General features: G+C 63.5%; 15 protein-coding genes. 3 read left to right on the top strand and 12 right to left on the bottom strand.

Annotated elements, in window-relative coordinates:
- Nucleotides 1-298: 298 nt before the first annotated feature.
- Nucleotides 299-1,519: an HNH endonuclease gene (locus tag AC3WQS_RS06030; protein ID WP_492712985.1), complete on the top strand. Its 1,221-nt coding sequence runs from the start codon at nt 299-301 to the stop codon at nt 1,517-1,519.
- 15 nt (nt 1,520-1,534) lie between these two features.
- Here AC3WQS_RS06030 and AC3WQS_RS06025 read toward each other — a convergent pair whose 3' ends face one another.
- The 8 genes from AC3WQS_RS06025 to AC3WQS_RS05990 form a co-directional block, all read right to left on the bottom strand.
- Nucleotides 1,535-3,136 (bottom strand): substrate-binding and VWA domain-containing protein, encoded by a 1,602-nt coding sequence (locus tag AC3WQS_RS06025; protein WP_029536790.1) that lies wholly within the window; start codon nt 3,134-3,136, stop codon nt 1,535-1,537.
- 213 nt (nt 3,137-3,349) lie between these two features.
- Entirely contained in the window at nt 3,350-4,762 is a 1,413-nt protein-coding gene (locus AC3WQS_RS06020) for an acyl-CoA synthetase (protein WP_492712986.1), read from the bottom strand.
- 12 nt (nt 4,763-4,774) lie between these two features.
- Nucleotides 4,775-5,455: a rhomboid family intramembrane serine protease gene (locus tag AC3WQS_RS06015; protein WP_322742164.1), complete on the bottom strand. Its 681-nt coding sequence runs from the start codon at nt 5,453-5,455 to the stop codon at nt 4,775-4,777.
- A gap of 64 nt (nt 5,456-5,519) precedes the next feature.
- On the bottom strand, nt 5,520-6,623 hold the full coding sequence (gene dapC / locus AC3WQS_RS06010; protein WP_021332787.1) for a succinyldiaminopimelate transaminase: 1,104 nt from the start codon (nt 6,621-6,623) through the stop codon (nt 5,520-5,522).
- A gap of 5 nt (nt 6,624-6,628) precedes the next feature.
- The gene (fdxA, locus tag AC3WQS_RS06005; RefSeq protein WP_003945248.1) at nt 6,629-6,952 is read right to left on the bottom strand and encodes a ferredoxin; all 324 of its coding nucleotides are present in this window, start codon (nt 6,950-6,952) and stop codon (nt 6,629-6,631) included.
- 146 nt (nt 6,953-7,098) lie between these two features.
- A complete protein-coding gene (locus tag AC3WQS_RS06000) occupies nt 7,099-7,857 on the bottom strand; it encodes a hypothetical protein (RefSeq protein WP_020908480.1) in 759 nt (252 codons plus the stop codon).
- Nucleotides 7,857-10,415, bottom strand: coding sequence for a bifunctional FO biosynthesis protein CofGH (locus AC3WQS_RS05995; RefSeq protein ID WP_003945208.1), 2,559 nt, complete (start codon nt 10,413-10,415; stop codon nt 7,857-7,859). The genes AC3WQS_RS06000 and AC3WQS_RS05995 overlap by 1 nt, the downstream gene beginning before the upstream one ends.
- Before the next feature lie 118 nt (nt 10,416-10,533).
- On the bottom strand, nt 10,534-10,722 hold the full coding sequence (locus tag AC3WQS_RS05990) for an Rv3202a family protein (RefSeq protein WP_003945217.1): 189 nt from the start codon (nt 10,720-10,722) through the stop codon (nt 10,534-10,536).
- A gap of 82 nt (nt 10,723-10,804) precedes the next feature.
- Between AC3WQS_RS05990 and AC3WQS_RS05985 the strand changes: the two genes are divergently transcribed.
- On the top strand, nt 10,805-11,308 hold the full coding sequence (locus tag AC3WQS_RS05985) for a PH domain-containing protein (RefSeq protein WP_007726268.1): 504 nt from the start codon (nt 10,805-10,807) through the stop codon (nt 11,306-11,308).
- Nucleotides 11,305-12,876, top strand: a complete 1,572-nt coding sequence (locus AC3WQS_RS05980; protein ID WP_492712984.1) for a PH domain-containing protein — start codon at nt 11,305-11,307, stop codon at nt 12,874-12,876. The genes AC3WQS_RS05985 and AC3WQS_RS05980 overlap by 4 nt, the downstream gene beginning before the upstream one ends.
- Here AC3WQS_RS05980 and AC3WQS_RS05975 read toward each other — a convergent pair.
- The 4 genes from AC3WQS_RS05975 to AC3WQS_RS05960 form a co-directional block, all read right to left on the bottom strand.
- Nucleotides 12,836-13,681 (bottom strand): uroporphyrinogen-III synthase, encoded by an 846-nt coding sequence (locus tag AC3WQS_RS05975; protein ID WP_003945251.1) that lies wholly within the window; start codon nt 13,679-13,681, stop codon nt 12,836-12,838. The genes AC3WQS_RS05980 and AC3WQS_RS05975 overlap by 41 nt on opposite strands.
- Before the next feature lie 51 nt (nt 13,682-13,732).
- Nucleotides 13,733-14,149, bottom strand: coding sequence for a hypothetical protein (locus AC3WQS_RS05970; protein WP_030536224.1), 417 nt, complete (start codon nt 14,147-14,149; stop codon nt 13,733-13,735).
- 358 nt (nt 14,150-14,507) lie between these two features.
- Nucleotides 14,508-15,392, bottom strand: coding sequence for an N-acetyl-1-D-myo-inositol-2-amino-2-deoxy-alpha-D-glucopyranoside deacetylase (gene mshB, locus AC3WQS_RS05965; RefSeq protein ID WP_007726273.1), 885 nt, complete (start codon nt 15,390-15,392; stop codon nt 14,508-14,510).
- On the bottom strand, nt 15,389-17,173 hold the full coding sequence (locus tag AC3WQS_RS05960) for an ABC transporter family substrate-binding protein (protein WP_030536226.1): 1,785 nt from the start codon (nt 17,171-17,173) through the stop codon (nt 15,389-15,391). The genes mshB and AC3WQS_RS05960 overlap by 4 nt, the downstream gene beginning before the upstream one ends.
- Nucleotides 17,174-17,235: the final 62 nt, after the last annotated feature.

Genomic DNA, 17,235 nt, shown 5'->3' with positions numbered 1-17,235 from the left:
CACGATGCCCGGCTTGACCGTGAACGACAAATCGTCCACCGCTTTCGTCGGTCCGTAAACCTTGGTCAATCCCCTCAACTCGATCATGAGGACCAGTCAACCATGAAAACCGAACTGTCGGAACTTTCGGACGCCAACAGAGAAAGCCGTTGCGTGCGTTCACCGTCGGCGCTAGTATCGAATGTATGTTCGACACTACTGGGGGGTAAAAGTGACGACGAAAGTATCTGAACAGGCGATATCCAAACAGACGATATCCGAAGAGACGATCGGACAATTCCGAGCGTCACTCGTCAGCATGGATCGTTCCATCGACAACGCAGCTCGCGTGGATCTACTACGCGCACTGGAAGAGCTGAAGGCCAGTTGCGCTGGGGCCCAGGCATTGCTGGCTGCCGATCTCGACACGGTAACCCGCAAGGACCGCGGCGAACGGGGAGTTCCGCGCTCGTACCAGGGCCGTGGAATCAACGCACAGATTGCCCTCGCACGGCGAGAGTCGGCATGGTTCGGAACTCAGCATCTCAACCTGGCCCGCGCACTGAACGACGAGATGCCGCACACACTTCGACTACTCGTCCGTGGCTCCATCAGTGAGCATCAAGCGACAATTCTCATGCGTGAAACTGCGTGTCTCACAGTCCAGGATCGCGCTGCATTGGATCGCGAGTTCTGCTGCGACGCTGCGATCTTGGACGGATGTGGCACCCACCAACTGACAGAAAGAATCCGCGCACGCACTGCGGAAATAGACGCCGACAGTGTTGCCAGACGAGCACGCAAAGCCGTACGAGACAGACGTGTGACGTCTCGGCCTGCGCCCGACACGATGTGCTGGCTCAATGTCCTACTTCCCGCTGCCGCGGGTACCGTCGTATATGCCACGCTCGGCCGCGATGCAGATTCCGTACTTGCCGGCGGGGACGAGCGCACGCGAGCTCAGATCATGGCTGATCTCCTGGTGGAGCGGGTCACCGGAATCGGCCGCGCCACACCGACACCCGTCACGGTGAATCTGATTGTCTCCGACCAGTCACTACTCGGCGACGGTTCCGACCCTGCCCACGTCCACGGGTACGGACCTGTTCCAGCAGCCATCGCACGTGAATGGATCACCTTGTCCGGCGAGGACTCCGAAACCATGACAACGGTTCGAAAGCTCTACGCACGCCCCGATACGGGCGCACTGACCGCAATGGAATCCACCGCGAGAACCTTCCCGAAGGGGTTGGCACGATTGATCGAACTTCGTGATCGAAGCTGCCGCACTCCGTGGTGCGACGCGCCGGTTCGTCACCGCGACCACATCCGCGATCACTCCAGGGGTGGCCTCACCAGCGCAGCCAACGGTGCCGGGTTGTGCGCGGCATGCAACTACGCGAAACAGGGCTCGGGCTGGTCTGCCGAACCTGTACCAGGTACCCGGCACACCTTCACCACGACGACGCCTACCGGGCACCGATATTCGTCTGAGGCTCCGCCACTTCCGACCCCCTGGGCCGGTCCCGACGCGGCCTGAGTTCCTCGGTGTCGCTCACGATCCTCGGTGAGCCAGTGCGTTCACAAACACCTCGGAAATCTCCGAGGGGTCACGAGCGATGTACGTCGAACCGCCCGTCACGCGGGAGATATCGGCGAGCGCCGCCGCATCGGCGTCATCGGTGATGCCGATGGTGACGATGATGACCGGACGCGCCGGATCCTGCTCGCGTGCAAGAACATCGAGCAGCTGTTCACGGCTGATGCTGTCGGGATCTTCGTTGGCACCGTCGGTCAAGATGATGACGCTGTTGACCGCTCGCGGATCGTACGATTCCTGCACCTTACGGAAGGCGGCCAGCGTCGTGTCGTACAAACCGGTGGCGCCACGCTTGAGTTCGGTGAGCCGGTTCGCCTGATCAGCCATCAACTTTCGCTGAGTCACGCCGTCGACGATGGTGTCGTAGCGCCTGATCGGCACCAATTCCTGAAAGTCCTGGGTTCCGTTCATACCTTGGGAGAACGCCCAGAGACCGGCAGCGACACTGTCCGGGAAGACCTGATTGCCGGCGAGAGCGGCAGCAGTGGTCAACTGCATGCGCGTCTTGCCGCCTGCTGCCGGGTAGTCCATCGACGCAGACACGTCGATCGCAACGAGTGTCCGGATCGGCTTGGCCATCAGAGCCCAAGCGCCCAGCGTTTGATCGGCCACCGACTGTTCGGAGACCGTCAAGGCCGTCACGTCACCAACTCCACCTTCGACAGCTCCACCCCCGGAAGTACGGAAACCGCTGCGTGTCAGCACTTCCTGAGCAGATTCACTGTGCAACAGGTCGGCTATGGCGTCACTCTTCTTCGCTGCCGCGTAGTGCCGATCCGGCGCCGAGGCACTGACAACCAGGGGGTAATCCATGATCATGGTTCCAGTCGCCGGTACTGTCGCGGAAATCTTCGACTCGGCTTTCGTGAACTCGACGACCTGTTGCTCGGTCGAAACACCGACCTTCCCGGAGCTGACCAATTCGGTGAGCATCTTCTGCCCTACCGGCTGATCTTCGGTACGAACGCTCTCTGCTTGGGCATGGGGTACCAGGGCCGCTCGAACCGATTCGGAGGTGGCCCCTGTCTCCGCGAGGGCTCCGAGAATGGGCGCCGACGCAACCCCGGTGAACAACGGATTGCCCAGCGCGAGATCGGGAACCTGAAGCGCCGTGAGCCAACTGGCAAACTGCTCGCCACCGCCGGAGGCGAGGACGACAGGCGAGGTGGCGATCGAACCGCCGGCGGCAGCAACCGGTCCCTTGGCCGTCAGTGCAGCTTTGCCGACCCACGCTGTCGAATCCGGTATCCACATGTCCGGTGCGTCCACGCCCTTGCCCAGGGTTCCCGCTACGTCGCCTGGCAACGCAGAGGTGACCGTGATCCGCGAACAGCCTGTCTGCTCCGGCGACGATTCTGCGAGGATCTCCGTGACTGCAGGCGCGATCGCAGGATCTGCTGCCAGCGAGTACTCGTCGACGCTCTCGCAGGAATCGGACTGTGTTGCCTTGAAGACCACCACCCCGGTAGCGACTACCGCGACGGCAACCAACCCACCCACTGCGTAGAACCCGATCGATCGCCCGCTGTCAGGACTCGAATGCCGTCCGCCCGCCATGAAATCTGCCCTTCCGAGGCCACTCGCACTAGGACATACCGACGGCATGCGTGCGACTGAAGCTATCCCTACCGGGCGGTAGTGTAGCCAAGAACACAGAAATTCCAACTAGCGCTGAATCGTCGGAGAACCGACGAGCCCATATTCCGGGACAGTCCGACCGAAGTCACGAACCTTCAAGCGTCACAGCGACTTTTCAGCAAACCGCTCTTCTCAGAAGAGCTCGCGCTTCTGGACCTTGCCCATCGCGTTACGCGGCAGAGTCTCGGCGAAGCGAACCTCACGGGGACGCTTGTGCGCCGACAACTCAGCCCCGACCAACTCGACCAATTCAGCTTCGGTGACCTCGGGGCTCCCGGGCTTACGGACTACGACGGCGATGATCCGCTGACCCAGATCGGCGTCGGGGACACCGATCACCGCAACTTCGGACACCGAAGGGTGCCCGAGGATGGCGGTCTCGATCTCGCCGGCGCCGACTCTGAATCCACCGGTTTTGATCAAGTCGATGGATTCGCGGCCGACGATTCGGTGGAACCCACCCTCGTCGATGACGGCGACATCACCGGTCTTGAAGTAGCCGTCCTCCGTCCAGGACTCGGCGGTTGCGTCTGGACGGTTCAAGTAGCCGTCGAAAAGCATCGGCCCACGTACCTGTAGACCGCCGATACTCTCGCCGTCGTGTGGCACGTCGTTGCCCTTCTCGTCACGAAGACGAGTCTCGACTCCGCGCAGCGGCACGCCGACCCACCCTGGGCGTTGCTCGCCGTCGAAACGTGTGCTCAGAGTCAGCATCGTCTCACTCATGCCGTATCGCTCGATGGGCGTCAATCCTGTTCGGTCCCGTAGCTTTTCGAAGACAGGCACAGGAAGCGGCGCACTACCGGAAACCAGAAGTCGGGCACCGGACAACGCGCGGGCAGCTTCTTCGTCCTCGGCGATACGCGACCAGACGGTGGGAACACCGAAGTAGAGGGAGCCTTTCGCCCGGGCGTAATTTTCCGGCGTCGGCTTGACGGTGTGGATCACCCGGCTGCCGATCCGGAGGGGGCCGAGGATTCCGAGGATCAGTCCGTGCACGTGGAAGAGCGGAAGCCCGTGCACGAGCGTGTCTCGCCACGTCCAGTCCCAGGCCTCGGCAAGCGCGTCGATCCCGGCTGCGATGGCCGAGCGACTGAGCAGAACGCCCTTCGGTGGGCCAGTGGTTCCGGACGTGTACAGGACGAATGCTGTGGACTGCGGTGCCGGTTCCGGATAGCTGTGCCACGAGCGAGCGTGCAACCGGACGGGAACTACCGGCAGAGTGTCGCAGTGGTCGTCCGTTTCACCGAGCCACGCTTGAGCACCCGAGTCACGCAGAATGTGCTCCCGCTCAGCCTTCCCCGAGTCCGGCGGGACCGGCACAACGGTGACACCGGCAATCAATGCCCCGACGACGGCGAGGATCGTTTTTGCTGTGGGAGTTGCCAATACGGCAACCCGATCGGCCTGCGCCACTCGTTCCGCGACCGAGGTCGCGGCACCGAGAATGGCACTCCGCGAGAGAACCGTGTCACCGATCGCCACGGCGTCGTCGAGGTCGTCACCGCGGGCGACAGCAAGGGGGTTCAGTGATCTCAGCAGCACCACGACAGCATCTCACAGGGCCGATGGTCGCAAACTTTCTCCCGCCCGACGCGCGTCTATCGAGTGCGGAGGGAACAGCGTCACCAGCGCCGCCCCCAAAAGCGCCCCGGAAAGAACGGCGAATCCGTGCGCATCGTCGACCGTCACCAGGGTTGCGCCGCCGACGACAATCACGGCCGTCAGAACAATCTCAGGCATTCGCGGGCGCACCAGAACACCGATTCCGGCGGCCGCCGCTGCCAGAGCAAGTGTGGCACCGGAGTTACCTGCGCCGGTCGACGGAAAGACTGCGGTGGTGAGCAAACCGAACAACAGTTGACCGAGCAGGAAGAGAGCCCAGCCGCGTGCGGCGCCCCAGAGCCGAAACGCAGGCGGTGCAACCACGGCCAGCGTCACGAGATTGGTGACGGTTCCTGCGACCCCTCCGTCCTGGACGAGCACGGAGGTCAGAATGCGCCACCATTGACCGTCGCGAATCAACGCGGGATCACGACGAAACATCTCGAGTAGTCCTGGTATCAGCGACTGCAGGATGGACGGCACCGCAACCATCAGCCAGAGGAGAGCTGCCGAGCGTGGGAATTCTCCGAAAACTCGACGACTTTTCAACCACACGAGCATCAGTGCAACCGAGGCGACAACGACAGCAAAAATCAGTACCGCGTCCAAGCCGCCGGTCCCTGAGGTGGTCACAGCGCGACCTTACATCGGACCGATACCGACATCAGGGAACCTGACACCTGGGAAAGCACGCAGTTCAGGCGGAGAGGCGCTTTGCTGCCGCGGCGATTCGTTCGTCTGTTGCAGTGAGCGCGATCCGCACGTGCTTGCTACCGCTCGGTCCGTAGAACTCACCGGGGGCAACGAGGATCCCACGATCGGCGAACCAACTGACCGTCGCTCGACATTCCTCGCCGCGCGTCGCCCAGAGGTACAGACCCGCCTCGGAGTTGTCGACGGTGAATCCGGCGCCTCGAACAGCTTCGATCAACACACTGCGACGCTCGCGGTACCGCTCGCGCTGGATGTTCTCGTGTTGGTCGTCGCCCAAAGCTGCGGTCATCGCCGCCTGGATCGGCAGCGGCAGGATCATGCCCGCGTGCTTTCGCACCTCGAGCAGTTCCGACACCAGAGCCGGATCACCGGTGACGAACCCGGCGCGATAGCTCGCGAGATTGGACGTCTTCGAAAGCGAGTGGACCGCAAGCAAACCGGTCAGATCGCCGTCGTTGACCCGGGGATCGAGAATGGAGAGCGCATCCGCTTCCCACGTCAATCCGAGGTAGCACTCGTCGGAGACGACGATCGCGCCCCGCTCGCGCGCCCAGGCCACGACCTTCTGCAAGTGCTCGAGGCCGAGCACTTTGCCGGTGGGGTTCGACGGCGAGTTCACGAAGATCATCGCCGCCGACTCGGGACCGAGCTTGTTCAAGCCGTCGGCGCGCAGGACGCGAGCGCCTGCCAGCTTCGCCGCGACCTCGTACGTCGGGTATGCCAACTCCGGAATGACCACCAGATCGTCGGCTCCGAGACCTAGCAATGTCGGCAGCCACGCGATCATTTCCTTCGTGCCGATCGCCGGCAGGACCGCTGCCGGATCGACGTCGGGAATGTTGTAACGGCGATCGAGTGACTCCGCTACGGCCTCGCGAAGTGCGAGCGTGCCGTGCGTCGTCGGATATCCGGGTATCTCGGCAACAGAGGACAAAGCCTCCTGGATCACCGGATCAACGGGATCAACCGGCGTTCCCACGGACAGGTTCACGATGCCGTCGGGATGAGAGTGCGCCTTCGCCGTGACGTCGGCGAGCGAATCCCACGGAAAATCAGGAAGCCCAGCGGCCACCGGAGTACGAGACAAGATCTCTATTCCTCACCCATGGGAGGCAGCGCCTTGATGAACGGCGTGTCGTAGTCGACCTTGCCGAGCTTGGCCGCTCCACCCGGCGAACCGAGATCGTCGAAGAAATCGACGTTGGTGCTGATGTACGCGTTCCACTGGTCCGGGACGTCGTCTTCGTAGAAGATGGCTTCGACGGGACAGACAGGCTCACACGCGCCGCAGTCGACACACTCGTCGGGGTGGATGTAAAGCATGCGTCCACCCTCGTAGATGCAGTCGACAGGGCATTCTTCGATGCACGCCTTGTCCATCACATCTACACACGGTTCAGCAATCGTGTAGGTCACTGCCGATCTCCCTGCCTTCCTGTCGTGCATCGCCGCCGCAACACGCAGTTGCAAGGGGCCGAAAATCCGATACGACTCTCACGTACCGCGGGAACAGCCTATTATCCCCCTGCCAACCGACTCTGAGCAGGCGGGGGTAACACATTTCAGCCTACTGCGGTGATGTTCCTCGACCGAATCGCGATCCACTTCTCCCCCGCAGCAGCAGCGCGGACCAAAGCGCCGCGCTCACCGAGATAATCCGCCACGACGCCGACCACCGGAATCTTGCCGAAAATCTCGTACGGTTTTGTCCGCGACGGCCGCTTGTGCAGCTCGTCCGTGATGGCACGAAAAGTCTTGGACGTGCGCCACAAGGTGCCGATGAGCGCGAACGGGCGCCAGGTCTCGTCGGCACCGCTGACCGACTTTTCGGCGAAATCCTCACCGGCGAGCAGATCTCGGGACTTGGTCTCACGCCGGCACAGCACCGACGCCAGGAGGTCCACCTGCTGATCCCGCTCCGTCACTCCGTGTTCACGGGCAACCGCAACGAGCACAACGGCCTGATTCGCGAATGCCAAAAGGTCCTGGATCGGCAGCCGATTGAGGAGGACGCCGAAGATGCCGGGGAACGCGACGGCAACGGTGTTGAGTGCACCCAACCGGGTCGTCCACCACTTCGAGCGCTGCTCGTCGGTCATCACCGACCACGCCGCCGTCCCGGGGAACTTGACGACGTCGAGGACCCAGGCCGCCGCGTCCAACACCATCGCTGCGGCATTTCGCTCGGGATCGGTCGGCTCGAAGGTCCGACGCTTGATACCGAGCGGATCGCTGTAGGCGAGATCGAGAACCGGGTTGATCCCCCATACCGCTCGATCGAGAACCTCGACGACCTTGCGGTCCCCCAGAACATCGGCCATCAGGCAATCGCTCCTTCGCGTCGTGCATGTGTGGTGGTTCGTTCGCGCGCCGGGCGTCCGATTCCCTCGGCGATGGCGCGCAGTTCCGCGACGGTCTTCTCGGACCCGTGTTCGGAGCCTGCCATCCGCGAGATCGTCTCCTCCATCAGCGTCCCACCGAGGTCGTTGGCTCCGCCGTTGAGCATCATCTGCGTTCCGGTGATCCCGAGCTTGACCCAGCTGGTCTGGATGTTGGGGATGCGACCGTGCAGCATGATGCGTGCCAGTGCGTGCGCAGCGCGGTTGTCCCGGTTGGTCGGCCCTGGCCGTGAAGCGCCCGCCAGGTACAGCGGCGCGCTCTGGTGAACGAACGGCAGCAGCACGAACTCCGTGAATCCACCTGTACGGTCCTGAATTCCGCGAAGAACATTCAGGTGCCCGACCCAGTGGTGCGGCTGATCGACATGCCCGTACATCATCGTCGAACTCGATCGCAGCCCCACCTCGTGGGCCGTGGTGACCACTTCGATCCACTCTGCCGTCGGCAGTTTGCCCTTGGTGAGGATCCAACGCACCTCGTCGTCGAGGATCTCCGCTGCCGTACCGGGAATGGTGTCCAGGCCCGCCTCACGCAGCGCAGTCAGCCAATCCCTGATGCTTTCACCGCTGCGCGATGCACCGTTGACGATCTCCATCGGCGAGAACGCGTGGACGTGCATCGACGGCACGCGCTTCTTGACGGCCCGGACCAGGTCGGCGTAACCGGTGACGGGAAGTTCCGGATCGATACCGCCCTGCATGCACACCTCGGTCGCGCCGGCGACGTGCGCTTCCCACGCACGGTCGGCGACCTGCTCTGCCGACAGCGTGAAGGCGTCGGCGTCGCCCTTGCGCTGCGCGAATGCACAGAACCGGCAGCCCGTGTAGCAAATGTTGGTGAAGTTGATGTTCCGGTTCACCACGTAGGTGACGTCCTCGCCGACGGCATCCTTGCGTAGCGCATCCGCCAGTGCCACAACAGCTTCCAGGCCCGGGCCCTCCGCCGTGGCAAGGGCAAGGTACTCGTCGTCGGAGCATCCGGCCGGGTCGCGTTCGGCACTGCGGAGCGCAGCCAGCAGATCGGTGTCGACGCGAATCGGAGCACTGAGTTCGAGGACCTGTTCGCGCACGGTCTCCCAGTCGCCGAACGCACTGCCCAGGTCACTGCGGGTCTCGGTGTTGCGCCCGTCCGTGTCGATCTCGGTATTGAGATCGACGCGTCCGCTCGATTCCCACGACTCGTCCGGTTCCTGCCACGGCCGGCCCACCGGCTTGGTGTCGGGCAAGGCGAGACCGGTCTTGGGATCCGCCAGCGCCTGCACGTGACCCGCAATACGCGGATCGATCCACGGAGCCCCGGCCAGGACATATGCCGGCTGAGCCGCAGTGCGTTCGGTCAGCGTGAAGCCGCCCTCGGCGCTGATCTCGGCCAAGGTCTCGAGATTCGGCCAGGGACGCTCGGGGTTGACGTGATCGGGGGTCAACGGTGACACCCCGCCCCAGTCGTCCACGCCTGCGCCGAGCAGCGCGAGGCACTCGCTGTTCGAGACGAGATTCGGCGGACTCTGAATCCGCATCGTCGGCCCGAGCAGCAGGCGTGCGACGGCGATGGCCGCGAGAAACTCGTCGAGTCCAGCATCAGGCGTATTGCGCATCGCGGTATCGGGCTTGGCCAGGAAATTCTGAATGATCACTTCCTGGATGTGGCCGAACGCCTTCTGCGACTTGCGTATCGCCATGATCGACTCGGCACGTTCGAGGAAGTTCTCCCCGATGCCCACAAGAATTCCCGTGGTGAAGGGGATGTTCAGTCGGCCTGCGTCGGTCAGGGTGCGTAGCCGAACCGCCGGGTCCTTGTCCGGGCTGCCGTAGTGGCACTCACCCTTGTCGGTGAACAGCCGGGTAGCGGTCGTCTCGAGCATCATGCCCATCGACGGCGCAACGGGCTTGAGCCGCGAGAGTTCCTGCCAGCTCATCACACCGGGATTGAGGTGTGGGAGCAGGCCTGTCTCCTCGAGTACCCGGATCGACATCGCTCGCACGTAGTCGAGGGTGGAGTCGTAGCCGCGTTCGTCCAGCCATTGCTTGGCTTCCGGCCAGCGAGCCTCGGGGCGATCCCCCAGCGTGAACAACGCTTCCTTGCAGCCCAATTCGGCGCCTGCCCGGGCAATGTCCAAAACCTCGTCCGGTTCCAGGAACATGCCGTGCCCAGCGGCACGCAGCTTCCCCGGCACCGTGACGAATGTGCAGTAGTGGCACTTGTCCTGGCACAGACGGGTCAGCGGAATGAAAACTTTCCGCGAATACGTCACGGTGTTCGGCCGACCCGCTGCCAGCAGACCGGCATCGCGAACCTTGGCCGCCGAAGAACACAGATCGGTCAGATCGGTTCCCCGTGCCTGCAGCAGCGTTGCCGCCTCGTCGACGTTCAGGGTCGCTCCGTCGCGTGCACGACGGAGAACTCGCCGCATCGCCGACGCTGACGGGCCGGGCGACGGACTGGACGAGGCGGACGCGGAAATACCTGGCATCGGAAGCATGGTGGGTTTGCCGGAGTCATCACCAGTTCGGTTCACCTAGCGATCATGCGCCATGTGGGACGACTAGTGCCACCCGGTGCCAGAAGTAGGCGGCCTCACCGCCCCGACACCGCCTCGATCACGACGGCCGGTAGTCGTCGTCGACCGCAACCTCGACTCGTTGATCCACCACGTCAGCCACTGGCGCGTCGAGCGGAATGTCGGTCAGATCGGGTTCTTCAGGGGCGTTCGGATCTACGGGTGTCGATTGTTCGAGCGCATCTGATTCCGGAGCCTCCGGGTCGAATGTCGCATCTTGTTCGGTCATCACGTGCTCCCTTCGCGGTCGCCACACTCCACGATAGGGCCGATGTCGACAGATCGCCCCTCACTCGACCAAAGTAGTGCCCATGACTGCGCCGCAACCGCTGACCATGGCCGACCCCTTATGGCGACCCAGCACCAAAGCCCCGAGGCTGTGGGCAATCACTGCCTCACTGTTCTGGGTACCCGTCATCGTCGCCGAAATCGTCTGTGCCGTCTTGATACCCGGAATCCCGTCCTGGGTGGTCGGCACCGTATTCGCAGTCACCGTGCTCTTCGCTGCCACCTACATTCTGATGGTCCCGGCGTGGCGGTATCGCGTCCACCGATGGGAGATCAGTGACACCGCGGTGTACACCCGCACCGGCTGGTTCACCCAGGAGCGACGCATCGCACCGATCTCGCGCGTGCAGACCGTGGACACCGAGCGCGGACCGATCGACCGCATGTTGGGTCTGGCAACCGTCACGGTCACGACAGCGTCGTCGGCCGGGGCCGTGAAGATCTCCGCACTCGACCAGGAAGTCGCCGACCGCACGGTGGCTCAACTGACGGAGATCGCGGGTACCAACGTGGGAGACGCGACGTGAACGAGAAACAGTTGGGCGACCCGACCGCGATCGAGATCCCGGTAGAGGCGGAAACGGCAGCTGCCGAGGCCGCGGAAGAGGAACAGCCCTGGCTCCGCCTCGACCGACGCATGCTTCTGGTCCACCCCGTCAACGAAGTCGTCAAACTGCTCCCGGTCCTACTCGTCTCAGTAGTTCTCGGCAGCCAATCCGGAAACCACTGGTGGGGACTCGGCGTCGTCACTCTGCTCGTCATCTTCGGTTTGTTGCGGTATTTCACCACCACGTACCGAATCGGACCCGTCCACGTTCAACTGCGCACCGGGGTCTTCCAGAAAAAGCTGCTCTCCGTCCCGCGTAGCCGCATCCGATCCGTCGACGTCGAGGCCGGGGTCATGCACCGGTTGCTCGGACTGTCGATCGTGCGCATCGGTACCGGCCAGCGCGCCGGGAGCGGCCACGATTCGAACAAGTTCGAGCTCAACGCCCTGTCGACCGCCCTGGTTCCGGACCTACGCGCCGCACTGTTGGCCGGCGCCCAGCAAGCACGGCGACTGGAAACCCCGGGCACGCCGGTCGAAAGCATCACCGAACCGGTCGACACCGAAATCGGTCACTGGGAACCGAGTTGGGTTCGCTACGCCCCCTTTTCGTTCACCGGAATCGCCATCATCGCAGCGATCATCGGCATCTCGTTCCAATACGGCATCGGCACTGCCGTCGCGAAATCCTCGGCAGTGAGCGACAGCTTCGACTCACTCGAGAGCCTCGGCATCGCACTGATGGTCGTCATCGCACTCGTCGTGCTGCTGGTGCTGTCGAGTGCACTCGCCTGCGTCCAGTACCTGATCGCGTTCGGCAACATGAAACTCACCGACAACGGCCGCATCCTGCATGTCAGTCACGGCCTGTTGAAGACTCGGCAAACCACACTCGACCGCGCCCGCCTCCGTGGCACGACGCTCAAGGAACCGCTCCTGCTGCGATTGGCCCGCGGCGCGCGTCTCGACGCCATCATGACCGGGGTCAGCGCCGAGAAGAAGGAATCTTCGCTACTACTCCCACAGGGACCACGCAGGGAAGCCGAGCGAGTGATGGCCACCGTGATCGGTGACTCACGCCAGGCGTCCGCCCCGCTGATCCCGCACGGCCCGGCCGCGCGGCGTCGCCGGTACACCCGAGCACTGTTCCTCGCCGCGGTGGCGTTCCTGGTCTGTGTGGCGTGCGCGGCTTCTGGACTCGATGTACCGATCTACGCGTGGTTCGGGGTCGCCGTACTCGCCATCGGTGGCACTGTCCTCGCCTTCGACCGATACAACGGCCTCGGCCACGCAGTACTACCCGGATGGTTGATCACCCGAAACGGCTCGCTCGATCGCCAGCGTCACAGTCTCGAATCCGAAGGTGTCATCGGATGGACGGTGCGCGAGACGTTCTTCCAACGACGCGCGGGAGTGGCAACCGTCGTCGCCGCGACGCCCGCCGGCACCGGAAGCTACGAGGTGATCGATCTCCCCGCCGAGAACGCGTGGGCATTGATCGAAGCCGTCACTCCGGGCGGTGGCGACGTGTGGGCAGGTCGTCGATGATGAGCCGCGCCAGCGAACCGAGACGCGATCGCTCCGGCTGGATGGTCGGAACACCGAGGAGTTCCAGCGGGGCGGCCGTCACCGGTCCGACGCAGTAGGTCGGTACCGGTCCGCGCATCGCTGCGACGAACCGCTCCAGCTCGCCCATTTCTTTTGCCGTGCTGAGCATCGAGGAGACCGCGGGGGCACTGGTGAAGGTCAGCGCGTCGATCGCACCGGAACGAACTGCAGCGACCAACGCGCGGACCGGCGACTGATCCGGCGGCCGGATCCACCGATAGACCGATACCGGAGTGACAACCGCGCCGATGTCGGCGAGGGAGGCGCTCAGGTCCGTCAACGGCTCCCATTCGGTGATGGTGCCGTGCAACTGGACTGCGATGCGCAAGCCTGCCACTCCCTCGCTTCCGAGATGTGCCAGAACTTCCTCGGACGACTCACCCGAAGGCGACCATTCCTCGCGCAGTCCGGCGCCTCGGATGGCACCCGTCGCCTTGGGGCCGCGGGCGATGATGCGCGTGTGGGCGAGAGCCCCGAGGAACTCCTCGGTCAAACCCCACGAGGCGACGGCGTCGAGCCAACCCCTGAAGCCGATCCCGGTACTGATCACGACCAATTCCGGAGGATCGGCAATCAAAGCGGACGTCTGAGTCCTCAGGTCTCGATCGTCCACCAACGGCAGCACATGGATCACCGGTGTCCGCACGATCTCCGCGCCTCGACGTTCGAGGAGCGTCGCAAATTCTTCGACACGCCGTTCTGCGGTCAAGGCGATAGTCGCACCCGCCAAATCATGTTCAGCCACAGGCTGAGTGTCCCTTATGCACGGGTCAGTTTCCTACGCGCGCGCCGAGAACTATTGCGAGCTGAGGGTGGCGAGTCTGTTGATCGCCACCTTGAAGAGGAAAACGGCGGCCGGAGCGATCGCACCGACCAGCAGCAGGAAGGTCAGAGGGGACGAAAGCACGAGCACGTCGCCGCCGGGGCCGCCCACCATGCACACCAAGAACCCGACGATCCAACCGGCGAGCGGCAATGCGGCCCTACCCGGCGTCGTAACCGTGCGGGCGGCGATCACCAATACGAGGTTCGCGGTCGCGGCTACGAGAATGCTGATGGGAAATGCCGTCGTACCGAGATGAGTCGGCAAGAACAGGACGGACAACACCGCGCACAGAAATCCGTCGAAAATCAGGACGCCGAGGATGACAGGGTCGAGCCACGACAGCGACGTTCCTGTCGAGGCGTCCGTGTTGTTCTCGACGGTCGTCATGGTTTTGATAGTGGTCTATCGGTCGTCATCGCGCGAGCGCGGGGTCCCTCCCGACAAGCACCCCGGCTCGCGCCCGAAAAGCACGAAGCTGATCAGGGAACCGGCGGGAACCCGAGCAGAGTCAGCAAATGACTCTGCTGATCTGCGAATGCGTATAGCGACCCGTAATACAAGTCGTGGTAATAACCAGCCATCGGACGCAACGAATCGACGAAGGCGACGATCTGGTTCTGCAGGTCCCAGTTGTACATTTCTTCAGCCCCCAGGCTTTGCTGTTACCGAAAGGACCACCCATCCGGTGACACGCATCACACACCACTACGGCGTCGATCGCAATGCCTGTGAGCCGACGCCCAGGTCAGCTGTGCAGCCCGCCGAACAGATCGCGCTCGCGGCCGTCCTCACCCACCGGACCGAGCGCGCCGGCGGCCAATACGAAATGCTCGACCGTCAGGATCGGTTGGACCACGTTGTTCGACAATGCGAACTCGGCTCGGCTCGGGGCTACCGTCACCTGAGTGGCGTGGGCGCTCAATGCCCTCGCCTTCGCATCGATGACGCCTCGAACGTCGATTGCCGTCGTCACGTCTGTGTCCTCGACGCTCGGCAATTCCCCGGGCTCGGGCAGACGCCAGTTCTCCGGGAACTCGGAAATCGCCGCGATGCCGCGTTCGAGTCCGCTGCGCTCGGTCACGGTCCAGTAGAACTTCGGAGTCGACCACGGCTCGCCGGTCTCGGGATACGCGGTCGTTCCTGCAGCTTCGACGGCCGCTGTCGTGATCGCGTGCGCCTGGATGTGGTCCGGGTGCCCGTAGCCGCCGTTGGGGTCGTACGTGATCACGACGTGCGGCCGAATCTCACGAATGACGGCGACCACCGCGCCGACTGCTTCGTCGAGTCGAGCATTGACAAAAGCACGGGGATTGGCGGCCGAAGGTGTGCCGATCATTCCGGAGTCGCGATACCGACCGGCACCGGCGAGGAAGCGAGGAGCGGCACTGCCCAAAGCCGACAAAGCAGCGCTCAGTTCCGCGATCCGGTAGCCACCGAGTTGATCGGCCTCGGAAGCCACGAGCCCGGCCCACGCATCACCGATCACTTCGCCTTCCTCCCCCAACGTGCAGGTGAGGACTGTGACCTCGACGCCTTCGGACGCGTATCGCGCGATGGTGCCACCGGTGGTGATCGTTTCGTCGTCCGGATGTGCGTGTACCAACAGAAGTCGCTTCGCCGACGCGGTCACTTTTCCACCCTCACCCAGTCCGTAGCGTTTCCGAATATCCCCACCTGCACCGGCCCGTCGAGGACCACGCCCTCGACTCCGGTCCCGACCGCGACCAGCGCTCGGCTCTGCACGATCGGCAAAACCGCCGCAAGATCCCACAGCTTGGGTTCCGCATCGGCGATCAACGACCCGAGATCCCCGATGCCACTGAGCGCTTCGTCGATCCGACCTTGCAACGCCGGATCACACAGCCCGGACAGGTTGCTCGGAGCCTCGACGCTTGTCGTTCGGATGGGCTCCGGTGTCTGCGACGGCGTCGGTGCGGGCACTGCCGAACTTGTTGCCGGAGTGGAAGGTGCGCTCGGGCAACTGAACCGCGAGGCCAGCGAAGTGGCCGTGTCGGCGCCTGCCCGGCTCCAACCGACGATCATGTCGACGCGTCCTGTCGTCAGGTCCTCGCCGTAGAGTTCCTCCGGCGCCACCGATTCGACGGTCGCCAGGATTCCCACGTCACGCAATTCGTCGGCAGCGGTGTTTGCCACGGCGATCGCGATGTCGTCGTTTTCGGGAGCGCCGATCAGCAGTGTCAACTGGGCGCCGTCACGGACGATCGATCCGACCGTTCCAGTGCCCGTGACGATTCCGGTGGGCGGTGCCGTCAGGTAGCCGGCTGCGGTCAGCTCGCCCAGTGCTTGCTCCCTGGTCGGTTTCGGCGGCGCGGTGGGCGCATATCCCGGATCCGACGGAGCGAGAATCTGAGCTTTCACCGGGGCCGACGCCGATTCACTCCCTGCCGCCACCACGGCGAGCAGGTCCGGATCGAGCAGTCCCAGAACACCTTTACGCACCCGAACATCCGCGAAGTTCTTGCTTCGCCCGTTCACGTTGATGTCGAGAGTGCGCGGAACGTAGGAGAATGCCGTCCTGACACCCGGGATTGCAGACAGCTGAATATCCGTGGCACTACCCGAATGAACCTGCGCCACTTGGGCATCGTCGGTACGCAGCGCATCCGCCAACTGCGCAGCCGTTCCTCCGCGTCGCAGAACTATCTGATCCGGGTCTGAAGGCTTGCCCCAGAATCGGTCGTTGCGTTCGAGCACGATTTCGTCCCGGCCGCGGTCGACCGAGCGCACGTGAAAGTGGGCTCCCGACACCGGAATCCCCTCACTCAGGCCGGTGCTGAAACCGCCGGGAGTGTCCTTGATCAGGTGGGACGGAAGAATATCGGTGAACAACTCTCGCCATGCCGGATACGGCGCACGCATCACGACGTTGACCGTTTTGCCGCCGCCGGACGAGTTCACGTCGTCGATCATCTGATAGCCCGCGGGATTGACCACACCGGGAACCGAGATCATCTGCTGCCACAGGTAGCGAAAGTCTTCTGCCGCAATGGGAGCGCCGTCCGACCATTGGGCTTCGTTGCGCAGTTGGTAGCGAATCGTGAACGGGGCCTCCGACGTCACTTCAGCGGAAACGAGGAAAGAATCGTCGATCGCCCACTCCGTCGCGCCAGGTTGTGTGGGCGAATTGATCGGGCGAAACGCACTGGGCAGTACGAGGTTGCCGACTGCGGAGTTGACCGGCGACTGATCCGCGAGCAGGTGCGGGTTGAATCCGCCTCCCACCTCGTCGATTGCCACAGTGACCTGCTTCATCGCCGGAACGACCGGAGTCGGTGTGGGCTTGACGGTTTCGGTGCTCTCGACCGGAGGCGGCGGATCGGCTGTACATGCAGTCAGTGACAACGCCGTCACTGCCACTGCCAACGCCAGGTAGCGACGTCCTGAGGCCACAGACAATTCCTTCCGTACGGGGCCGCGTCGCCCCTTTGCACTCGATTCCCTGGCAGATCTTT

It is taken from the genome of Rhodococcus sp. FW305-130 (assembly GCF_058788335.1).
The sequence above is the reverse complement of the archived record's forward strand: the minus strand, read 5'-3'. Positions and strand labels throughout refer to the sequence as shown.